The sequence below is a fragment of the Pseudomonas sp. HR1 genome, assembly GCF_030175875.1.
Taxonomy (GTDB): domain Bacteria; phylum Pseudomonadota; class Gammaproteobacteria; order Pseudomonadales; family Pseudomonadaceae; genus Chryseomonas; species Chryseomonas oryzihabitans.
The window spans coordinates 872,973-893,992 of sequence record NZ_JASNRF010000002.1 but is presented as its reverse complement, the minus strand read 5'-3'; the positions used below and the strand labels follow the sequence as shown (position 1 = coordinate 893,992).

General features: G+C 61.0%; 23 protein-coding genes. 2 read left to right on the top strand and 21 right to left on the bottom strand.

Annotation, left to right across the window (positions count from 1 at the left end):
• Positions 1-6: 6 nt before the first annotated feature.
• The 4 genes from QKY98_RS11410 to QKY98_RS11395 form a co-directional block, all read right to left on the bottom strand.
• Positions 7-954 (bottom strand): TIGR03756 family integrating conjugative element protein, encoded by a 948-nt coding sequence (locus QKY98_RS11410; RefSeq protein WP_284670931.1) that lies wholly within the window; start codon positions 952-954, stop codon positions 7-9.
• A complete protein-coding gene (locus tag QKY98_RS11405) occupies positions 951-1,292 on the bottom strand; it encodes a TIGR03757 family integrating conjugative element protein (RefSeq protein ID WP_284670930.1) in 342 nt (113 codons plus the stop codon). The genes QKY98_RS11410 and QKY98_RS11405 overlap by 4 nt, the downstream gene beginning before the upstream one ends.
• Positions 1,293-1,925: 633 nt before the next feature.
• Positions 1,926-2,207, bottom strand: a complete 282-nt coding sequence (locus tag QKY98_RS11400) for a hypothetical protein (protein ID WP_027602314.1) — start codon at positions 2,205-2,207, stop codon at positions 1,926-1,928.
• Positions 2,208-3,614: 1,407 nt separating this feature from the next.
• The gene (locus QKY98_RS11395; RefSeq protein ID WP_144949569.1) at positions 3,615-3,848 is read right to left on the bottom strand and encodes a hypothetical protein; all 234 of its coding nucleotides are present in this window, start codon (positions 3,846-3,848) and stop codon (positions 3,615-3,617) included.
• Positions 3,849-4,081: 233 nt separating this feature from the next.
• On the opposite strand from QKY98_RS11395, the gene QKY98_RS11390 reads away from it, so the two are divergent.
• The gene (locus tag QKY98_RS11390) at positions 4,082-4,258 is read left to right on the top strand and encodes a hypothetical protein (RefSeq protein WP_155951382.1); all 177 of its coding nucleotides are present in this window, start codon (positions 4,082-4,084) and stop codon (positions 4,256-4,258) included.
• Between the two features lie 377 nt (positions 4,259-4,635).
• Here QKY98_RS11390 and QKY98_RS11385 read toward each other — a convergent pair whose 3' ends face one another.
• The 13 genes from QKY98_RS11385 to QKY98_RS11325 form a co-directional block, all read right to left on the bottom strand.
• Positions 4,636-5,094, bottom strand: coding sequence for a hypothetical protein (locus QKY98_RS11385; RefSeq protein WP_284670929.1), 459 nt, complete (start codon positions 5,092-5,094; stop codon positions 4,636-4,638).
• Positions 5,095-5,177: 83 nt separating this feature from the next.
• Complete coding sequence (locus tag QKY98_RS11380) at positions 5,178-5,873, bottom strand: DsbA family protein (RefSeq protein WP_284670928.1); 696 nt, start codon at positions 5,871-5,873, stop codon at positions 5,178-5,180.
• Positions 5,870-6,178: a hypothetical protein gene (locus QKY98_RS11375; RefSeq protein WP_284670927.1), complete on the bottom strand. Its 309-nt coding sequence runs from the start codon at positions 6,176-6,178 to the stop codon at positions 5,870-5,872. Before QKY98_RS11375 ends, QKY98_RS11380 begins: the two co-directional genes overlap by 4 nt.
• Positions 6,175-9,201: a conjugative transfer ATPase gene (locus QKY98_RS11370; RefSeq protein ID WP_284670926.1), complete on the bottom strand. Its 3,027-nt coding sequence runs from the start codon at positions 9,199-9,201 to the stop codon at positions 6,175-6,177. The genes QKY98_RS11375 and QKY98_RS11370 overlap by 4 nt, the downstream gene beginning before the upstream one ends.
• Complete coding sequence (locus QKY98_RS11365) at positions 9,201-9,647, bottom strand: TIGR03751 family conjugal transfer lipoprotein (RefSeq protein WP_284670925.1); 447 nt, start codon at positions 9,645-9,647, stop codon at positions 9,201-9,203. The genes QKY98_RS11370 and QKY98_RS11365 overlap by 1 nt, the downstream gene beginning before the upstream one ends.
• Positions 9,625-11,145 (bottom strand): TIGR03752 family integrating conjugative element protein, encoded by a 1,521-nt coding sequence (locus QKY98_RS11360; RefSeq protein WP_284670924.1) that lies wholly within the window; start codon positions 11,143-11,145, stop codon positions 9,625-9,627. Before QKY98_RS11360 ends, QKY98_RS11365 begins: the two co-directional genes overlap by 23 nt.
• Positions 11,129-12,046 (bottom strand): TIGR03749 family integrating conjugative element protein, encoded by a 918-nt coding sequence (locus tag QKY98_RS11355; protein ID WP_284670923.1) that lies wholly within the window; start codon positions 12,044-12,046, stop codon positions 11,129-11,131. The genes QKY98_RS11360 and QKY98_RS11355 overlap by 17 nt, the downstream gene beginning before the upstream one ends.
• Entirely contained in the window at positions 12,043-12,699 is a 657-nt protein-coding gene (locus QKY98_RS11350; protein WP_284670922.1) for a PFL_4703 family integrating conjugative element protein, read from the bottom strand. The genes QKY98_RS11355 and QKY98_RS11350 overlap by 4 nt, the downstream gene beginning before the upstream one ends.
• Positions 12,696-13,076 (bottom strand): TIGR03750 family conjugal transfer protein, encoded by a 381-nt coding sequence (locus tag QKY98_RS11345; protein WP_284670921.1) that lies wholly within the window; start codon positions 13,074-13,076, stop codon positions 12,696-12,698. The genes QKY98_RS11350 and QKY98_RS11345 overlap by 4 nt, the downstream gene beginning before the upstream one ends.
• 15 nt (positions 13,077-13,091) lie before the next feature.
• Positions 13,092-13,457, bottom strand: coding sequence for a TIGR03745 family integrating conjugative element membrane protein (locus tag QKY98_RS11340; RefSeq protein WP_284670920.1), 366 nt, complete (start codon positions 13,455-13,457; stop codon positions 13,092-13,094).
• Positions 13,458-13,475: 18 nt separating this feature from the next.
• Positions 13,476-13,709, bottom strand: a complete 234-nt coding sequence (locus QKY98_RS11335; protein WP_284670951.1) for a TIGR03758 family integrating conjugative element protein — start codon at positions 13,707-13,709, stop codon at positions 13,476-13,478.
• Positions 13,710-13,711: 2 nt separating this feature from the next.
• Entirely contained in the window at positions 13,712-14,008 is a 297-nt protein-coding gene (locus tag QKY98_RS11330) for an integrative conjugative element protein, RAQPRD family (RefSeq protein WP_284670950.1), read from the bottom strand.
• A 164-nt stretch (positions 14,009-14,172) separates the two neighbouring features.
• Positions 14,173-14,502, bottom strand: a complete 330-nt coding sequence (locus tag QKY98_RS11325) for a hypothetical protein (RefSeq protein WP_284670919.1) — start codon at positions 14,500-14,502, stop codon at positions 14,173-14,175.
• Positions 14,503-15,019: 517 nt separating this feature from the next.
• Here QKY98_RS11325 and QKY98_RS23785 point away from each other — a divergent pair.
• Positions 15,020-15,508 carry a response regulator gene (locus QKY98_RS23785; protein WP_350030289.1) on the top strand — a complete coding sequence of 163 codons (489 nt, stop codon included), beginning with the start codon at positions 15,020-15,022 and terminating at the stop codon, positions 15,506-15,508.
• Between the two features lie 541 nt (positions 15,509-16,049).
• Here QKY98_RS23785 and QKY98_RS11320 read toward each other — a convergent pair.
• The 4 genes from QKY98_RS11320 to traD form a co-directional block, all read right to left on the bottom strand.
• The gene (locus QKY98_RS11320; RefSeq protein ID WP_284670918.1) at positions 16,050-17,522 is read right to left on the bottom strand and encodes a UvrD-helicase domain-containing protein; all 1,473 of its coding nucleotides are present in this window, start codon (positions 17,520-17,522) and stop codon (positions 16,050-16,052) included.
• Between the two features lie 107 nt (positions 17,523-17,629).
• On the bottom strand, positions 17,630-18,376 hold the full coding sequence (locus tag QKY98_RS11315) for a TIGR03747 family integrating conjugative element membrane protein (protein WP_284670917.1): 747 nt from the start codon (positions 18,374-18,376) through the stop codon (positions 17,630-17,632).
• Entirely contained in the window at positions 18,376-18,858 is a 483-nt protein-coding gene (locus QKY98_RS11310; protein WP_284670916.1) for a hypothetical protein, read from the bottom strand. The genes QKY98_RS11315 and QKY98_RS11310 overlap by 1 nt, the downstream gene beginning before the upstream one ends.
• Complete coding sequence (traD, locus tag QKY98_RS11305) at positions 18,855-21,020, bottom strand: type IV conjugative transfer system coupling protein TraD (protein WP_284670915.1); 2,166 nt, start codon at positions 21,018-21,020, stop codon at positions 18,855-18,857. Before traD ends, QKY98_RS11310 begins: the two co-directional genes overlap by 4 nt.

Sequence of the window (21,020 nt, the reverse complement as noted above, 5' to 3'; positions counted from 1 at the left end):
CCCTGATCATTGAAAGTCGGTGCTGCCCAGGAAGACCTGGCCTTCACGTTTGCAGCAGCTGTAAGGGCGCCACAGCGCCCAGGCATAGGCGCCGACGGCGTCCTGGACGTGTGGGCCCGGGTTGGGGAAGGCAGCACAACTCTGGCTCAGCGTGGGCGTGAGCTCCTGCCACTTGCCGGTGGTGGCGTCGCCCTCGAGCAGCTCGCCCGCGGGCCAATAGCCGTCCTCGGCCTGGGCCAGCAGAGGCTGGTAGACGTGGATCTGGCCAGAGCGCGTGACCACGTCGCCGGCGCGCTGGGCCATGACCGCCGCGGCCTTGTAGTCGTCGGGCTGATGCAGGAAGCCGCTGCGCGGATAGACATTGCCCCACAGGTCGCCGGACAAGGTGCCGCCCACTTCGCGCTTGCCCGGGATGAGGGCCTCCGGATACACGACCTCGGGAATGCCGTATCGCCAAGCCAGGTAGTCGTAGTTGCTGAGCAGGTAGGGCATGTAGGCGGTACCGGCGCCTTTGCAGGTGTAGCCGGAGCCGCTGGCGAACTGACTGAAGGCGTAGCCACCCGGGTGGCCGATGACGTCGGTGTTCTTGAACCGGGCGCTGACGGTGGCGTTCGCCTGAGTCGCGCTGTCGCCTGGGTCATTGCCGCCGGCGGCGACACTGCTGACCGGGCTGAAAGACGCCATCTCAGTCCACGGGTTCTCACCGGTATTGGCGTAGCTGGATACCACGGCATCGGGCACGAAGTGCCGTACCTTGGCCGAGGTCTTCACCTTGCAGCCGAACGGCGTGCAGAACAGCCAGTAGCAGATGCCGACTACCTTGTATTCGAGGCACTCGGGGGAGAGCGAAGACGACACGATGGTCGCGGTGGTGACCGCTGCCGTGGCCTGCAGGCTGGTGGCCAGCGGGATGGCCAGCGCGAGGCGCTGGAGGCGCTGCAGACGCGGCGTCATCGGCCAGTGCTCCGGAAGCGCTCGATGCTGGCCACGGCGGCCGCCACGTCGGGCTGGCCGTAGACCACATACTGGCGATCGACTACCACGGCAGGAAGCTTCGTGACCCCCAGGCTCCAGACGTCAGCGACGTCCTGGTGCGCCTTGGCGAGATCCCGGCCCAGCTGCTGCGCCGACGCCGAGCGCATACGCTGTTGCATGATGGCTGCAGCGTGCCGCGGGTCCGCCGGCAGACCTTCGGAGAGCTGCCGCTCAAGGCGCTCGGGGGCGTCCAGCAGAACGACGCGAGCCCCAGCGCTGTTGGTCAGGGGGTGAGCGGCGTTGGAGATAGCCAGCACGTCAGCCACCGCGAGGGGCGCGCTGCAGGCGGCGAGTGCATAGATCAGCCAGCGGAGCGGCGGCCCAGCTAGCGAGCGGGAGAGTAGAGGGGGCATACGCAGTACCAGGCAAAGAAATGGCTGGTACAGGAAACGTGATCAGGCAGGCTGGGTCAGCGGGAAACCGTATCTAGATCGCAGGAGGTTAGGAAACGACTTCTACCTAGAGGTCGTGATCTGGGTCAGCTGAGGTATCGTCGGTTTCCGAAACGAGTGCGACTGCTCGCCGACGAAGGCCTCCATTGGCGGCTTTAGATGTTCGAAATTGCTGCGACTGCTGGTGGCAATTCATGCGACGGCCCTAGGGGCTGCCTGTGATAGCTGCGACCGCCTGCAGAATTTCCGTGAGCAATTAAGGGATAGACTTTAAGACCTGAGAACAGCTCGAATGGCTGCTATCGACCCAAAGCTGCCGTTGGCGGTCGACCCGTAGCTGACCTTCGGCGAGGGCGGTAAACGACCAGAAGCAGGTTATACGGGTGCTGTTCTTCGGCTAGGCCGGCAGTTGGCAGATCACCTGCCTGCAGGTGAGGGCCGAAAAAATCGCGGTGGCCTAGATGACGAGTGGCTGACGCCTGCCTACGATCATATCCCTTACGACCATTTCCTTAGCTTGCTGATCTCCACACGGCGCGTCGCGGCGTGACCGCAGAGCTCGTTGCAGAGGTCGGCCGCGATCGCGCCCATCGAACAGATGTCCAGAATTGCGAGCAACGGACCTTCATAGCTCGTGGTCCTGTCAGTTATTACGTCGCAGACGGTGAGGATCCTATCGTCAGGATTGGTCTCGCTTCGTTCGAGCATCACCTCGAAGTTTGATGGGAAGAACGCCTCCACGTAGGAGGTAAGACTGAATTTATTTACTTGATGACTCATTTTTACCTCCACGTGCGACTTACCTAGCTTGGCAAAGGAGGGTACGTTTCGGTCAAGCGTAAGCGGATCGGATTTTCACCGAACTTTTGCCTTTGTCTTCAGACAACCGGTAATGGTGGCCACTGAACTGTGCACCGATTACCCCTTCCCATGCAGAGCATATATCGTAAACATGGGAGACAACGATGTCAGATATTCGAAGACCAAGAATTGATGCAGGAGCAGCCCCGGAAGACCTTCCGCCTACGCTTGAAGAGACTCAGGCACGGAACGCTCAGATCCGCTTAACCAAAATTGCAAAGCTCCGTCAACAAGCGCTTTCCGACCGCTCGAAGGCGGCCGATAGGAACGAGAAAGTGAATCCCTAACAATAGGGACCGTCGGTAATAGTGGCCACTGAACGAGCGTGTGTTTTCCACTTCCAAGCTTATGAGGCCATTTTCGGCCTCAATGTGAGGTGGTAAATGATCACTACGTCCAGAGTCTTCCAAAGCTTCAGTTCGCCGATTGCGCCGGCCATGATAGTGAGATCGCTATTCGGGATTGACGCGGCTATCGCGGGTTCTCGTTTCGCGCAGGCTACTGAGCCTGATGCGGTTGAACCCTTGGACCCTGACCAGGCCGACCCAGCAAATCAGCCTGATTCCGATTTGGACGCTCCGGAAGATCCGGTGACGGGCGATATCGACGACCAAGAGCCAGCGCCTCGCTAGCTTAATTGCAAACCAAACAAAGCCCAGCCATTGCGCCGGGCTTTTTCTTTTCTAAAGTAAAAAATGGATCCATCTGACTGGGGCGGTGAAAATCTGGTTAGATGGGGCACGGCCGGCGGCATTGGTTTGGCCTGGGATCTTAACCAACTCTGCAAGTTCTTCTCCCGCGTCAATGCCGGTGTAACTAACGGCCACGCCGAGAATGACATCCTTGATCGCTGCAGTGTTTCGGGGCTACCTCTGCTTGAACCAAGATTTTCGCTAGAGAACCGGCTATTCAAACCTCAGTGAATGACCTTAAGCCTATTCAAGTCAAGCTCAAGTATGCGGACTTTTTCGAGATTCTCCGCGTAACGCTGGAACAGGATTTCTAAAACGGCCCTATCAGCTGATAATTTCAGTTATTCGATGCTGATTTTTTGCCGGGTGAGATGTTCGACTTCTCTGGTGCCAACGTACAATTTTCTTGCTTCGCTCATTTTTCAATTCCATTCGTAGTTGCCGGCATACCAGCACCATAAGGAGGTTTTTACGTGCCAGTAGCAAGATGCTTTACTTTGAATATCATGCCTTAGCTCGCAAAGTCTGCCGAGTTAGCTCCTCGCCGTGTTAAATTTGCGCAAGCGAAACGATAATGAGAAGATCCCAAAATTAAGCGATGCACTTCGCATTTTAGGTCGCGACTACCGTCTCGCTAGGTCTCTTGAGGTCTTGCGTCAGATTCCAATAGAAAGCGAAACGCCTTTAAAACGGTCTCTTGTCGTTCTTGAATTTCGACAATGCATAGACCCAGCATATTGCGAAGAGCTTCGGTATCAGCTGTTCCATGACATTCATAAATTTGACGTAGTAGCTGATTAATGGCGTCTTGTTCCGCTGAGTACCGCTCGAGCAGCTCTATTCCGTGCTTTCTATCCAGCTCTTTCATGCCACGCTCCTATAGTGAAAATCGCTACGATAACCATTCATGAGAGATAGTATCTATGGCAATATCACGTTTTCGCTCATCTGATGAGCGGTGGATAACAGTCTATCTTACCAGGTGTCTTCTCATTATAGCCTTTGGTTAGATGAGCGGAAATCGAAATGGACGACCTCCGACAGGCGCTGTCTGCGTTAGACCCACCTATAAAGCATTTTATTGAGTATAGGAATAGTGGCATGCTTTTGACGCTGTTGGATATTGAAATTTACGCCAGTGTCTTCAGATTCATCACCCCTCGAACCATGCGAAGCGCAGAGGCCCTGAACCTGACAATACTTTACGCCATCAATGAATTGCGGGTTAAAGGCTCACATCTTCCACTAGATGCAGATACAGTAATTATCAAAGCCTGAGCTATACTAGCGGTCATCTAACATTGAAGCGCTAACGGCGAGCTGGAGATTACCCGCATATGCCTGGATGGCGGCATATTCTGGCAAGTCTATGGCGCAGATATATTTTCCGACACACTCCACTTATTGCCAGGCTGTATTGGGTTCGTTGACTTAAATAAGTCTGTCTATGGGCTGTGGGTTTTATTACACGATAGGCGAACTTCTTCACTGTTAGCTTTTTTCCTACCTGTCCGCTTTCGACCGATTTTAATCCAGTGATGAAGGACTGCTATTGGCCGAGTGCAGCCGGTGGCAACGGGCTGCACTCGGCCAATTGCTGTCATCGGCTGGTTTCGGTTTGGGTATTTCCAAAGTTTTGCAGCAATTTCGGAAACCTACAGGTATCTCAAGACAGCGAGCGCACTACCAACGGCAGCCTGTTGCAGGTGCTTTTCGTCCTGTCGGCCCTGCCAGTACCCACGGCGTTCAGCGAAACGAAGGGCCAGGGCGATATCACCGCGGCGAAGTGCTGCCTTCTGCTGGTCATAGGCGATGTCACCGAAGAGGGTGAACAGCAGACGTTTCGCTGACTGCATCGCCTCCCGCTCGCTGTCGTAGGCCTCCTGATGCTCATAGACGCTCACGCGAAACAGCCAATGCTCACGGAACAGATGAGTGACCTGTGCCAGCTTGATCGGAGGAAGTGCGTCTCTGGATTCGAAGACGATCCGGGCTTTTGGAGCTGAGGCGCCCACTGCCGGCGAGGGGCATGACTTAGCGGGATGACTCATCGGGGGGGCCTGCTGAGAGGGAAGGTCGGCGGCGCTGGGCTTCACGACGTTGTCTTTCGACATCGATCATCCGCAGTAGATGGGTGAGGCGGCTGTTGAGCCGCTGCAGGGTTTTATCGGAGAGGCTGGCCAGCCATAGCGGGATGTCATTGGCGCTGCTGCGCATCGGCCCCCTCCTGGGTAGCCAGCCAGTCCATGGCGGACAGCATGCCGGCGTCGTCCAGCAAGGATGGCAGGCGGATGACCCGGCCAGAGCTATTGTCCTTCAGCTCGAAGGTCGGCGTAGCATCGATGCGCTGCTTTGCCGCAGCGCTAGTCTGCGTCGCGATTGCTTGGCGTACTGCAGCGTTGTCCTGGACGCAGCCCTGGAGGTGCTGCAGCGAAACGGCGGGTTGTAGGCCCAGTTGATCGATCGGCACCGCGAGGCCAGCACCGTTGCTACGGCTGTGCTGGTAAACAGCTTCGATGGCTTGCCAGAACACCGGATTGCCTCCATACCAACCGGCGCAGGTCACCAGCCGTGCTTCGTACTGGGCTGCCTCCCCATGCATGGGGAGTGGTAGGTGCTGCCATTGCCAATTCAGCTGATCGTGCCGCGCAATCAGCTGCTTGAGTTGCGGGAAGGCATCCTTGCAATAAGGACACTCCAGGTCGCCGTACTCGATCAGCGTGAAGCGCGCGGAAGTGTTTCCGTAGACGAAGATCGGTGGTTTGGAGCTTGTTTGGACAGATTCCTGCGTGCCATGCCCTTGGCTGGCAATCACGGTTGAGGTGCAGGCGAGCATAGCGGCCAAGACTCCGTAGAGGCCCCATGGGGTAGCCAGAATGGCGGGCTTCTTCATGCTGAAGCCTCCCTAGCCGTGGCCTCATCGCTGTCCCTGCCCAGCACATCCCGATGCAGGGCCTCAAGCAAGGCCTGCTGTGCTTCATCCGGCTGCGGATGCTTGGCCAGCCAGTCTTTGAGCGCCGTATCAAGCTGGGCCTCGATCTCCCGGCGATCCACTGCGCGCGCTTTAACCACCTGCAGGTTGGTGATTAGTACCGGAGCGCAGATCTGCAGCGCGGTCAGGGTATCCTGCCCGGGTTGGCTGAGTAGCTGTGTCAGGCTGTCGATGAGGTCCTGGGTAAAGCGGTCCATCGCCCTCATCCGCGTGCTCCCGAAGCGGGTGGCAGATCGAAGGGGTAGGGCTCAATGCCGCGTAGCCGATCCAGTCGCGCCGCCACGGCGACGGCCGCGCCCAGCTCGTCGGTGCCGAGTTCCTCCATCAGCTGCGCACGTTCAGCCTTCTCTTCCGGCTCCGTCATTGCCAGGGCCAGGAAGAGGCTCGGCGGAACCGCGCGAAAGAGGATCTCCATGGATTTGGACAGCACCACGCCTTCGGTATAGGCGCCGCTCTGCTTGCGTGCTGACAGCATCAGCTCCTTCTGCGCAGGGGTGAGGGAGCGGAATTTGGAAATCTTCTCGACCTCATCCGGCGGCATGTTGAGGCAGATCCACCACTCGATCATGTTGAGCATCGGCGCGCCGGAGAGCGGGATATCGTCGATGTTCTGGGTAGCCAGCCAGAACCAGGCGCCGAGCTTTCGCCACATCTTGGTGATCTTCATGGCGTAGGGCAGCAGCAGCGGGTGCTTGGTGATGATGTGGCCTTCGTCTGTCAGCTTGATTAACGGCCTGCCCTTGTACTGGTCACGCTCGGCAATGTTGTTGATCGAGTTGAGCAGCGAGATATAGGCGATGCCGAGCTGCGCCTGGTAGCCCTCCCGGGCGTACGTAGCGAAGTCCACTACGGTCAGGTCGGCTTCCGGCCAGGGCGTACCGGGGCGGTTGAACATCTCTCCATCGGCGCCCATGCAGAACATATCCATGGATTCGGCCATCTCTTGCAGGCGCTCTCTACGCGCCGCGGGAAGGCCTTCGTCCCGCGCGGCCGCACTCAGAGCATCGCGGACGTCCTGGGTCAGCACGGTCTTCTCGGCCTTGAAGCAGGCCTTAGCCGCATTGATGATGGCGTGACGGATGGCAGCACGGTCGGCGCGGGTCAGACGAGCGTCCTCCTTCTCCTCACCACCAGTGATCATCAGGCGCGCCACGATTTCCATCTCACCGAGCACATCGCGCTGATCGTCCTCTAGGTCGGCCTGAGGGGTACTGTTGCGGTCCGACGCCTCCAGGTCCTCTGCATCGAGGACGGCAACACGAGCCGGGTCGTCCGCAAGACGAATGGCGTCAGCAAAGGGTGCCAGGCTGACGCCGGATCCTGGAGAGAGACGTACGCGATGCACGGTGAGACCCAGTCGCTGCGCAAAGTCTGCCAGCAGGCCAAAGCTATTTCCGGCCTCGGCGACGAACATGCGTGGCCGGTAGCCGGCCAGCCACTGAATCATCAGGTTATTTAGGGTCGCCGACTTGCCAGCCCCGGTGGGGCCGAAGACGAACCCGTGGGCGTTCATCTGACGATCTTCCTTGTTGAAAGGATCGAACGTCAGCGGCGCGCCGCCGCGATTGAAGACGGTAGTCCCGGGATGCCCGGTGCCGGTGTGACGACCCCAGACTGGGGCCAGGTTGGCCACGTGCTGAACGAGCAGCATCTGGGCGTACCACTGCAGGGCGCGGGGCTGATTCGGATCGAAGTTGGCGGGCAGCCAACGGAGATAGCTGGAAAGGCCAGCGACCTCATCGTCAGGCTGCACGGGCTCCATGCCTGCGCCCAACAGGATGTTGGTCAGGTTCATGCAGCGCTGCGTCAACTCCGCTTCGTGCTTGCCGCGTACGTAAAAGGCGACGCTGCCTTTGTACAGCTTGTGCTTGCGGCCAATAAGGTATCGCGCATCCTGAATGGCCTCACGGGTCAGCGCCGAGGCCTGATTGTCACCCACAGCTTTCTTGTGCAGGTCGTTGAGGTGGGCTTCAAGAGTGTCTTGAGGTGTAACCACTAGGGTGATGGCCAGCACCGTGTCCTCAGGTAGCTTGTCCATCAGGGCATTGAGCGCATCACCGCCCTGGCGGGTTTCGCCCGTCAAATGCCCGGTCTTAGGCGCCTCGCGAAGCCGATCAAGCATGATCACCCGGGTAGGCTGGCCATCGAAAAACCAGATGCCCTTGTCTGCGTCCGAGCGAGGCTCGCGGTACAGCAGGCACTGTGAGAAGTCCGTGCCGCTGGCCAGCACCGGGATGGTGCCATCCTCGACTTCGGTCGGTGTGTTCACCAGCTCGAAAAAGCGGTCATGGTCTTTGCGCGTGGTGCCTAGGTGATCGGGGCAGGGATTGAACCACTGCAGGAGCCAGTGTCGGATCGCACGCTCTTCCATGCGGATGGCTCGGACGCCGGCGTTGGCCAACGAGCCGACCAGGCGCTCACACGTATTGCGCAGATAGAGCGCGGGATCCTGGCCACGCATCAGGCCGTCGCCGACGCTGCGTCGTGATACCACCAGGCGGACGCGGCGCTGCTGGCCACGCCAGGGCAGCTTGGAAACCACTTTATCCTCGAACAAGCCTCCGGGTTTGGAGATGGCCGAGAGGTGGTGCTTCATCAGCCCCTGGTAGAGCTCGGTAAAGGCCGAACCTTGGGCGCGTGGCTTCACGTAGTTACGGAAGCCTTCGAGATAGCTGTCGAACTGGATCTCGTCGTAGGCGTACATCTGAATAACCCAGGGACTGACCTCGAGCTCATCGAAGCTGTCCTGCAGGGCGTTCTCGAGGGCATCCCGCGCCTGGCGTAGCCAGGCCGGTGAGCGGCCTTCGGTGCCGATCGGCACGATGTCGAAGAACGCAGCCAAGGACTTGCCGTCCTCGAGCAGCATGGCCTGGTGCTCAGGTAGATACTCGATCCAGGGCAGCAGGTTGGTGAAGCTGGGATTGACGTCATAGAGCCTGGCCACGTCGGCCACGGTCGCAGGCTTCTCCTTACCAGTCCTCCAGGCACCGGGCTCTGGGATGCCATGAGCCTTCAAGCGATCCAGATGGCGTTGATAGGCGGCTTCCTCGCCGACCTCCAGCGCGCGGGTGGCGCGGATGGATTCGGGGTGGATGACTGGCTCAGCTTCGGCTGACAGAGCCCCTTCATCAACCGCGTCAGTATGTCCAGGCTGGCCCGGTACAAGATCCAGCTCAGCCGCTGAAGTGTCGGTGGTCTTTTTGCCACGCAGGCGTTCGAAGATGCCCATCAGTAGTTCTCCACCCGCTCACCGGGCATGGCGTATTGCACACGCTGGTAGAGCGGGAAAACGGTGGTGTAGCCGGGGATGGGGGCGGGGTCGGAGCCGGCTAGGTGTGGGAAGACGTACATAACCAGGTCCGGATTGGGCAGGCGCTTGAACTGGCTGTAGATCTCGTTCTGCGCTGTGCGCGAATAGCCGGCGTTGTCCGCCAGCGGCCGCGTTTGGGCCGTGTCCACGGGGCGGCGCAGTTCAGCGCGTGCGTCGACGAGCTGACGGCCTTGGCTGCTGCCGCCCGAGCCGGTGGTGCCGGCGTTCCAGACGTCCATCATGGTCTGGTCGCCATGTGGCAGCATCTTCTCCTTGTTGACCGAGCAGCCCGCGGCCAGCAGGGCCATGGCCAGCACAGCCGCCATTTGTAGTCGTGCATAATTAGTCGAGATCAGCCGAGGCATGGCGAGCTCCCTTGCGATAGTCGACCTTGCGGCCCTTGAGTTCGTAGTCGATGGCCAGCTCCTGGTCGAGGTGGATGGCCACCTTCGCCCCGGGCTGCACGTAAATGGCGGCAAAGGCCTGGCCGTAGAGCTTGTTCACCCAGGTGGAAATGTCGCTGACGCCCTGGTTCAGGATCTTGCCCATGGCCTCGTTGCCGGAGATCCCGGTCGTGCCGATGGTGCCGCTGGAAGTCTGTACGTAGCTGGAGCTGCTGCCATCGCTCTTGATGAGAGAGGCAGCGCCGGCGCCGGCGGCCGTGATCAGCGCCTGGGAGCCGATGTACTGGGCAGCATTGCTTCGGCGATCGCCGGCAATGCACGGGATGCCATAGGGATCACTGATCCAACCCATGCCGCCCTGAATAGCAGCGGGCTGGCCATTGGTGGATCTGTTCTGGTTGTTCTGGCCGTTGTTCTGCTGACCACCATTCTCCTGGGGGGCGGGTAGGGTGCGGACCGTGCCGTCGGTGAAGACAAAGGTCATGCTGCGGATCTGCCCGCGCACGCAGGACAGCGTCCAGTCACCCGAGGCGGTACCGCTCACGACGGCGCCGGCGACGTCGGGCAGGTCGATACCGTTGGCGGTCAGGTTGTCGGGGCCGATCAGCACCTTGAAGGGGTAGGGGTCGTTGACCGTGCCGTCGACCGGCACTCTGCCAACCAGTGCGGTCATGGATACCGAACCCATGAGCGTCGAGTTCTGGGGCAGGGTGTAGACCTTACGCACCTTCTTGCGCGTCTGTTCATCCCCACCCACACCATCCGCCACGCGCTGCGCACCGCCGGACGCCGCGTCCAGGGTCTTCTGGCCAGCGGCACCGAACGACGTGGGGAAGGCAAAACCACTGGCCGCCTGGCCACTGCCGGCGGCGAGGGGCTTGCCATTGGCATCGACGGCCGTGCCGTCCTGCGGCTCTATCCAGACCAGGTCCGAGCTGCCACTGCCTTTCTTGAACTGATTACCTTCGCCCGGGTTGATGCCGAGCCCGATTGGCATATCGCCGCCGGCGCCTGCAGCGCCACCCAATTGACTTCCCATCTGCGACAGGGTGTTGAGCTGCTTCTGCAAATTATCGACGAGTCCTTGGGTCTGCTTCTGCTGATTCTCCATGCCCTGGTTGATGCCCGCCTGGACGCGGTTGTCGACCGTGCTGTTGATGTTGCTAAGTTGAGCCTTGAGGCCTTCGTTCTCGCGCTTGGCCTCTTCGTTGTCTTTCAGGACCTTGCTCATCTGGTCTTTCAGCTGGCGACTTTCGGCGACGATGGTGCGCAGGGTGTCATTGGCCGTATCGCCTTCAATGCCGAGCGCCTTGGCTTGCTCGGGGGTGAGCTGGGCAGATTGCGGCTGCTCCGGCTCTACGGATTTGTCGCGGCCGAGCATTTTTACTCCGACGAAGACCACCAAGACGAGAAGGGGTAGCAGAGCGTACTTGAGGAGCGGATTACTTCTGAGCTGCATGGCGCGCCTCCGAGCTCACTCGAGGATCAGCCGCACTCAGGCTGGGCAACAGCGACTGGCCGAGTCCGTGGTCCTTGGTGACCAGGTAGAGCACCGTGGTGTCGCTGGCATCGCCACGGGCGCCGAGGTAGGGGTGCTGAAAGGTGGCGGTCGCGAAGTCGCCCATCAACTCGCGCGGATCGAGGGCCAGGCGCTGGCCGGTCTGGTTTCGCAACTTCACGGCAGTCACCCAATGGTCGTCCAACCGCCAGGCGCCCAACTGGCTGGCTTCGACGGGCAGTGCCGGCAGCAGCGTCGACAGGTCCAGGCGCTTGTCGACCTTGACCTGGGCGACGCCGTCGACCGGCTCCACTGTACGCAATGGTGCATAGAGCATCTGAGCGGCATACCGCGTGAGCACGACGGGAATCGGCGTTTCGCGTTTGGGCGGGGCCGGCTCGTCGTCATCTTCATCAGCCTGGCTGCTGGCCTTGGCTGTGGCCCTGGGGGCATTGCTTCCGCTGGTCGAAGCTGCCTGGCCATATCGGGTCGGGGTCGTATCGCCGGGCACAATCTTGATCGCCTCCAGCGGGGCGTGACCTTCCTGGGCGGGGGTGGCAGCGATGTCGGCCAGCATGATCTCGCCAGTGGCCGCGTTCTGCAGCTGCAACCGACTCGGTTCGATGGGCTCCTTGGCCAGCAGGTAGATCGCACCACCGGTGCTTTGTACCCGGATCTTGTCGGCGATGGCTGGAGGCACACCGACGCGGACGTTGGCGTCGACGAACAGGATCCGCTCCTGGCCCACCACCAAAGGGATGGCCATGGGGACGCGTTCCCATTTGCGGATCTCGATGGCCTGGGCCAGGCTGCTCAGCAGCAGGCCGCCCAGCACCAGGGCTAGGGAATGACTGGACCTCATGGTGTACCTCGGGCTTTGACTTCGATACCAGCCTCGATCCGCTGCGGCTGACCGCTGTAACAGTCCCACTTCATACCCCAAGGATTTTTCTCGGGATCGACGTCGGCTCTGACGACGTGCAGCGGGTAGCGCGTGAGCGCCGTCTTGACCTTCTCGCCGCCCAGGTACTCGTTCGCGACGACATCGAGCATGACGGTCCACTCGCTGTTGCCCAGCACCTGGACGCGCCGGGTGGGGTCATCGCCGTAGCCCGATCCGGGGATCTCCGCCACGTTGCGCACGCGCCTGCGTAATTCGCCGGCATTGCGCTTGAGCGCCTCATCACCTTCCAGGTAGACCTTGCAGGACGGGGTGATGAAGTTGGCCAGCCGCGCGATGTTGTCGCTGTAGTTCTTCTCGCCATCGGAGGGCCAGCTGTTCATCTGCTGGAAGATGTAGAAGGCGTAGGCATAGACCGACTCGGGAGGTATCTCCCACCAGGGGCGTGTGCTACCCGAGCGCAGATCCGGGGGCACATGGACGGTGAGATCCTTCGGCGCCGTGGACCAGCCATAGCCGTTCCATATGGCGATACCGGTCATGAGACCCAGAGCCAGGCGCAGCGTCGTGATGTGGGCGCGCTGCGAGTCGGAGAGCTTCCAGGCGCGACTCATAGCCCCACCATCCGTTTGCAGCTCCAGCTACCACTGCGGATCACCAGGTGGCGCCCGGTAATCCCCCATTGGGCCAGGCGGCATTCCACTTGCCGCCACAGCCAGGTTTCGGGCCGCCCGCGCTTCCAGCGGCGCAGTTGACGTCCGGCAAGCACAAGGCCCAGGGAGCCGCAGGCTAGCGCAGCAAAGATCGGCATGGCCGGAGTCGTGAAAAACGCCAAGGGAATGCCGACCACAAAGCCGAACGAGGCGCAGACGATGATGGTGGCGAACATCTCGTCGGTGGTCAGGCCGCCCACGACAACGGGTTGGGTATTGAGGCGATTCGGCAAGAAGAGAAGCGTGCCGTCCTCGTGCAGGTCCTGGGTGATGTCCATCTGCGCCGTCCTGCCTTACATGATGCCGCTGGCTTTGGTGACGATGAAGATCACCAGGCCGATGAGGATCACGCCGACAACGACGGTGGCACCCAGGTCTTTCCAGGTCTTCTTGTTCGTGTGGATCTCGTGATAGACGCCAATGCCATGGGCGGCCACGACAATGAGGCAGAAGGCACACAGGGCCAGTGCGATCAGCATGAAGCCGTCGTAGCCGTAGTTCTTGAGCGTTTCGAGCCAGGTGGAACCTTCGCCACGCGATGGCGCTTGGGCGCTGGGTAAGGCTGCCTGGCTGACTGCCGGCACCAGAGCGGCGCTTGCCAGAAGGGCTTGGGTTTTGGCGCGAACGCCGAGGGTGAACAGACGTTTGAGGGACAGCATGGATTTCTCCTCGAGGGGTTAGTGCAAGATCAGCCAGGACAGGACGAAGTAGAGGATCAGTCCCCTTATCAGGGCGCCCTTGGCCGCGGCGGGTTTGAGGTTCTGGTTGGCCCAGCCCTTGTAGAGGCTGATGCCCAGCCAGGCGAACCAGAGGGTGGTGATGGTCATGGCTACCGAAAGCCAAAACGTATTGCTGGCCGCTGGTGTGAGGCCGCTGGCCGCCTGAAAGGCAGCGGTCTGAGCAGCGGTCATGCTCATGGCTGGGCGCCTTCGCGCTGATACTGACCGGAGAGCTCGGCTGCATCGCGGGGCTGCGCGCGGCTCGGTGCCAGGTAGTCCTGAAGACCCTGACGGATTCGGGCGATGTCGGCGGCCAGTCGGTTGTAGTCGAGGCGGTAGCGGGTGCTGCCCTCGCTCGGCAACTCTGCGCTGCGCCGGGCGACGGCCTCGACAGCGTTGAGCTGCCTGATCATCACGTCGACGTTGGCCTGCTCGGAGGCGGTGCCGGCGGCCTGGGCCTGGCTCGTCAGGATCCCGAGCGCGATGGCCAGACTGCCGGCAAGGGCGAAGCGGCGGGATGGCGTGCGAGAGTAGAAGGACAGTTTCACAGCAGGGCCCTGGGCTAGCGGGTTGATGTCGCACAGGATGCCGAGCGCCGTAGGGGAGGTCAGCGGGAAACCATTACTGCACCCAAATAGGTTGCAAACCCGCTTGTTTACTGACTTTGCGTCGGGGTAATAAGCCGCTTGAAAAACAGCAGAAAGCCGGTGGCCACTGCGTAGCTAACGCCCCAGCCCTGGTTGCCCTGGGCGGTCTGCTGACCGATCTGGGCCCGGCCTTCCAGCACCGGCTGCACGCTGACCAGCTCCCAGCCTTCGGCGCCAAGGGCCTGCAGTCGGGCCTGCCGCTCCGGATCGGCCAGGAAGGCCGCAATGTCAGGTGTGCCGGTCTGCTCTTCGTGCTTGAACAGCAGCCAGCCGCGTTCTTGGACGCGGTAGGTAAGGGGGGCGAACTCAGTGTGGTATTCGAAGCGGGCAGGGGACATGGACGGCTCCAGTTCGATAGTGTTAGCCATCCTTACCTCGCTACCCGAGGCTCGCTAGGCGCAACCACATCCGTGTCCGAAACGGTTATAGCCCGGTATGAAAGAAATTCGCGGTATTGCTGCCATCCGAAATTCGTGGGAGGTCGTATGGCCGATGCTGCGGTTCTCACCGAGGACGCTAAAAAAGACTGGCGAGACATGATTTATGCCATGGCTATCGTCGGCTTAGGCCATCTGGTCAGGCTGTTTGATCAGCTCGAAGATTGCATTCTGGCGCCCATTGACGTGGATCGTGTCACGGCCGCACAAGGGGAGACAGTTCTTCGAGATCGCGCCCGAGCTATTCGATCACTGCCAATCCGACCACCTACGGCATAGCTAGAAGCAATCGCTACCTTTGCGGTTGATCGTGTCCGGCTGAGCCAGCTCAAATCGCAGAATACTTGTTTATCAGCGTGTTGGATGGGGCAGCGACCTGACCGGAAAGAGCTGATCTCGTGTGACGTCAACAAGTCTGATGCAACACACCGGTTGTCCTGCTAATCAGCTACTTTCAGGGATTTGCCGCTTGCATCCCATTGTCGTTGCGCTATTTGAGTATGATCAGCACAAATTCCCAGGCCCCATCGAGAGCGCTTCCACAATGAACAGGGTAGTGATAGCTGAAGACGAGACCCTGTTAGTAGATGCTTTGACTGAGGTTTTTGAGGAAGAAGGTTTTCAAGTCACGGCGTTCAATACTGCGGACGAGGCATGGCGATACCTGTCAGTTCAGCCAGCACCACCGGATCTTCTCTTTACTGACGTCAAGATGCCTGGATCCATGGATGGGTTGGAACTGGCGACTGCCTTCTCCAGACAGTGGCCATCTGTGCCAGTAGTGATATCTTCAGGTCACATCCAGGCAGTCGAGGCCCTGCAGACACGGGCTGTATTCTTAGCCAAACCTTGGGCGTTGGATCGGCTAATTCAGCTGTGTCGCAATGTCTGTCGAAAGGCTGACTAGGTCTGATCGACTAATCACGGCCTAATCGTTTTCACCCACAACGGAGCTTGTGAGTTTTTTATGGATGCTGGCGGCGCAACTCAAGGAGCAATAGCTTTATCGACTGGCCTGGAGTCCGGCAAAGGTTGATTGCCAAACGCCACTGGTTAGTCGAAATGCCTAGTGCGCTACAGGCCTTCCAAGCCCAAGCCTGCTGATCCAGATCGTCCAGACTGTCCCAGGGCATTGAGTCAACATACTCATCGGAAGCGTGATACTGACGTTCAGCTTCATGCGCGATCCTCGCGAGCAACCTTGGCTGAAACTCTTTGGAATGAGGCAAGATGCTTCGCCCCCCAGCGGGCTCAATACAGGGCATCTATACAGTGTGACATGGGCTTATCCTTCTGCCTCAATCGTTGCTGCGATACGGAAAGAAATACCGCTTCGCTTGAGCTTTACTACGCTGCCCGCGGTGAACAGGTGCGGCTTGAGCTGAACTACGGCAAGCATCTTAGATGCCGACTTGTTGCATGCATTCGTCCGCAAGTACGTGCTCTAGTCAATGCGTTTGAGTCTGGTTTTGCAGTCCCCCATTCGCGTCCTTGTACCGCTGCATGACGTCGATAACCAACGAGTTCACCGCCAGGATCTGCATGGCTCGGGTCACCGAGACGTATAGCAAGTTCAACTCATCGTCACGGCTGGCCCGGTCGATCTCCGGTGCCAGCGGATCCGCGCTGAAATCGTCGTAGAGTCCTACGAAGTCCCACTCCAGGCCCTTGGCCTTGTGCGCGGTCGTCAAGGTGACCGTGGCATCCAGTTCGCTGGCCACTGCGCAGCGGCGCAGCTGCTCGATGCGCTTGGGTAGGTCGAAGTAGGCCTCGATGATCCGCACCGAGCGCTGCATCTCCGGGTCCTGAGTGGCCTTGGCAATTTCCTGGTACTGCTCGAAGTCACGGTAGTCGCGCAAGAGCTTCTTCTGCTGCACCAGGTCATGACGACCGCGGCTGAACTGGAACAGGTCCTCGAGCTCGCGCAGCGAGTAGCTGTCGATCCCGCCAATCCAGAACATGCGCTGGCCACCCTGCTTCTCCAGGCGCAGAGCGTTCTCGATCACGCCGCTGACCGTGCGATGCAGCCAAGTCCGGTGTGCGAGGTCCTCCGGTAGCGTGCGTTTGACCAGGGTGCGCTGGCCAAGCCCCTGCAGCTTCACCGTTTCGCCCTTGAACGACAGGATGACATTGGCCACGTGGGCCACAGCTGGGCCGAAGCGAAATGACTGGGTCAGGTAGTGCTTCTCGGCATCGGCCATCCACGCCGCGCTCAGGGCGTCCTGGGCTCCGCGGAAACGGTAGAGCTGCTGGTGGCGATCGCCGACCATGACCTGGATGGTGCGCTGCCGCTGCACCAGGTCGGCGATCACCGGGTTCACGTCCTGGCCCTCATCGAGCAGGATGGCGCTGAAGCGGTTGGATAGGTCCGGGCGGCTCATCTGGTAGAGCTTGAGGTAGCCGTCGTGGGTGATCTGCACGCCGGCGTCCTGTAGGTCGATCATGCGCTTCCAGACGCTGATGGCCATGCCCACCACCTGGGTGATCCGCCGCTCCTGCAGCGGCGTCAGGCCGCGACCGTCGTAGCGGGTGAAGTGCCGACCGTCCAGGGCCATGTCAGCGCTGGCCATGAACGTGTTGAGCGTGTTGACCACGTCCCGGGCCAGCTCCCAATCTTGGGTATCCAGCACCCGGGCCACCTCAGTGATGCGCAGGTTGCCGGCCTGCTTGTGCTGGTACTGGGTGCCATAAACCGCATAGGCCAGGCCGTGGGCGGTCTTGCAAGTGACGTTGCGCGGGAAGCGATTCTTGGCCGCCATCTCCACCGACTTGTTGTAGCAGAGGTAAAGCATCTTCACGTCCGCATGGGCGCTGGCGTAACCCACCAGGGTGGTGGTCTTGCCAGTGCCGGCAAAGGCCTGGATCAGCAGCTTGCGGGCGTTTGACGCGATGGCGGGGGCTTGCTCAGGGGTCAACTGCATGGGGTAACTCCAGATCAGCTGGGACAGGGGTTCAATACCACCCCTGCATTTTGATGTTGTATCAAATGGCTCTGTGGCCGGGCTGGGGCCACTGAGCACGCCGGCGGCTACAGGTATTTCTTGAAGGACGCGGTCGTGAGGTTCACCGAGAGGGCCAGCAGCGCTGCACACGGCAGCAGCACTAGGAGTGGGCTCACGCTGATCGGCAAGGCGAGGTACAGCGACCAGGGCAGCAGGGCCAGCGGAAGCATGGTGCTACGGGCCTTGTGGTAGAAGTAGCTCGACTCGCGGCCGGCGCTGAACTTGCGGATGTCCCGCCGCACAAGGCCGTCGATGAAGCCGACCAAGGCGGCCATGGCGAAGAGCGGTACCGCTAGGATCAGGATTACCAGGCGCACGCAGAACACCAGGATGGTGAAGAGGGCAGATAGGCCATAGGTCTGCACCGTCGTGACACTCTGCGCGGCCAGGTAGCGCACATCGAGCTCGCTCCGCGGGCCGGCTGCCGCCAGTTGCTGCATCCCGGTCAGCCACTGAACCAGTCCTGTTTTCACAAAGACCCAGTCGTAGAGCAGCCCTACCAGCCAGGTCGCCGTGTGCCCGGGCTCCTGAACCACGACGCTGGAGAGAAATCCCTGGGACAGCCAGCCTAGCTCGTGATCAAGCATGCCTTTCGCGTGGTGCCAGCCAGCCTCCGGCCAGAAGAAGTAAAGGCAAAGCCAATCAACCAGGATGGCACCGCCCAGGGACAGGAACATCACGCCGATGAAGTGAAAGGGGAAGCTGAGCACCGACCCGATAAAGGTCTGCTCCTTGACCTGCTGTTGCTGAGCGCGCTGGGCGACGTCGGCCATTATCGGCGTCCTCGAGGAGCGGCGCTGGCGCGCCGGGCGATGGAGAAAAGCGCCTGGCGCTCGGCGGCAAGATCCGGCTGATGCTGGAAGGCTTCCCACTCAGTGCCACCGGCTCGCCCTGCCGGCGGCCAGAGGTTGCCGCGGGGCCGCACGACCTCGGCTACCTGGCGGCCGGTGGCTACCAGCAAGCCCCAACCCGGCGGTAGGTCAGCGGCCTGCAGCAGCCCTTCGGGACAGAGGTAGAAGCGATAGAGCCCTAGGCCGCCGGCGGTGCGCTCAGGCTTGTTCCGGTCGGCCAGGAAGTCGGCGCGGCTGGTCTTCACCTCGATCAGCGTCGAGCAGTTGCTGCGAAAGCCCAGCACATCCGGCTGCTCGCGTGATCCGAAGCACCGCAGCTCTGTTGCGACCAGGGGAAAGCCCTGCCGGCGCAACCAAGCGGCGGCTAGGGCGACGAGACGGGCGTGATCAGGGCCGGTGGTCATGCCGCGTCTCCTTCGTCTGCAGCGCCTTGGGCCATCTGCCGGAAGTCGTCCTGCAGGTCCAAAGGCAGATCGTCTGCGACCCGGCGCTGCCCTGGGGCCTCCCACCACTCACTGCCGGTGGCCTGGCCCACCTGGTAGGCCTTGCGCATCTTCTCGGCGAGCTCCTGCAGGTCCTTGGGCATCGCTTCATCCGGATCCACCGCTGGCAGCGGCATCCGTACCTTCCACAGGTTGCCACCCTCAATCAGCGCGTAGCACTGGCCCTTGGGTAGGCCCACCACATGGGCGGGCTCCAGCATGGGCACGCTGGTGGCGCTCAACTGGTCATGGGTGTTGGAGGTGAAGGCGGTCTTGTCGTTGACGGCGTCGCTTGCGCTGCTCGCCGGCGTGGCGGTGAAGACCTGCACCTTGGGCAACTGGTTGGTCAGCAGCTCAGCCGTCGCCGTCTCGCGGACCCGCAGCATGAACAGATTGTTGAAGTTACCGATGATCTGTCCGGCCTTGGCGCGGTTGCCGATCTTGGCCTCGATGTCGGAAAGGGTCTGGGTGTAGGCCGTCACCTGCAGGCCAGCGCCGCCACCCTTGTTGATCATGGGGATGAACTCATCGCCGATCAGCTCGTTGAACTCGTCAGCGTGCAGGTTGATGGCCACCTTGCTGCTGGCCTCCCCGGGCAAGCCATCATCGATGCCGTACTTGTAGATATGGCCGGCAACCGAGACCAGGTCCGAGAACATGGAGTTGCCCACCGCCGCGGCGACCTCGGTGTCGGAGAGAGCGTCCAGGCCGACGTAGACCACGGCGCGTTTGCGCACCACCTGCATCCAGTCGAAGATCGGCCGCGGATCGTTGACGTCGTGGTAGTCCGGGGCGATCAGCTCGGCCATGCGACCGGTGGTGAGTTTCTCCAACAGCGGCAGCAGCGAGGCGACGATCTTGTCGAAATAGGTCTTGTCGTAGCGCACCGCGCTACGCAGGCCATCCATGACCGGATCCAGCACGCGCGTCTGGTTCAGGTACTGGTCGATGGCAATAACCCGCAGCGGTCGGCCCTTCATGTTGAAGGGGACGTTCTTATCGTTGAGCTTGCTCTCGATGAAGATGATCTTTTCCCAGGCCTTGGGGTCGTGCTCATCGAAGTACTTCTGGGCGTATTCCAGGAACAGCCCCTCAATGTTGATCACGTGCTGCTGGATCTGCAGGTAGTCCGGCCGCCGACCCAGGGCGACCAGGGCCCGGGCAATGATGTTGACGAAGCGCCAGGCGAATTCCTTGAACGCTGCCGAGTTGCCCTCGCTGGACAGCTGGCCCGCGACGCGGGTGGCCACCTCCGAGATCCGGCCGAAGCGCCCCACCGCGTTGTAGCGCGCGGAGTGGTCCGGCCAGCCCAAGTGGAAGACGTAGAACTCGTTGGCCCGGCCGGCGCGCTCGCACTCGACGTACATACGCTTGAGCAGGTCAGCATCGCCTTTGGGATCGAAGACGATCACCACCTCATGCTGGCCGCGCCGCTTGCGGCGGATGTCCTGGGTGATGAAAAGCTCGGCCAGGCGCGTCTTGCCCACCCGCGTGGTGCCCAGGACGATGGAGTGACCGACCCGCTCGCCCAGCGGCAGGCTGACGTCATGCTCCTCGGGCTCAATGCCGTGTAGCCGCGGCAGGCCGCCCACCGGAGGCAGCGGCCGGAAGGGGTTTGCGGCGTTGTCCCAGGCGGTGGCCTTGGCCAGTAGGGTGAGGGGGAAAGGCGCGAATTCCAGGCGCGCTTCGAGTCGCCGCGCCTTGTTGGTCCATTCCGACGGCTCGACATAGGGCGCGTACTGCGGCAGGTAGGTGTCGACCAGGCGCTGGGTGTGCTTCTGCTCCCAGCGAAAGCCCTTGCCCATGAACAGCCGCTCATTGCTGACCGGGATCTCCTTGCTGGTCATGCTGTAGTACGACAGGCGCCGGATGTTGCGCCGGTAGCGCAGCACGCGCAGCGCCTGGCGGAAGCGGTAGGTGCCGAAGCCAAGAAAGGCGACGGCCGTAACCAGGCCGAACAGCGGCGTCAGGGCGACGGCCCAGGGCGCGAACACGCATAGGAAGGCCATGGCCAGGCACACCTGCACCGTGTAGAGCTCCACTGCAGGCCGGAGCAGCGTGTCCAGGGCATGATTGCGGGCCAT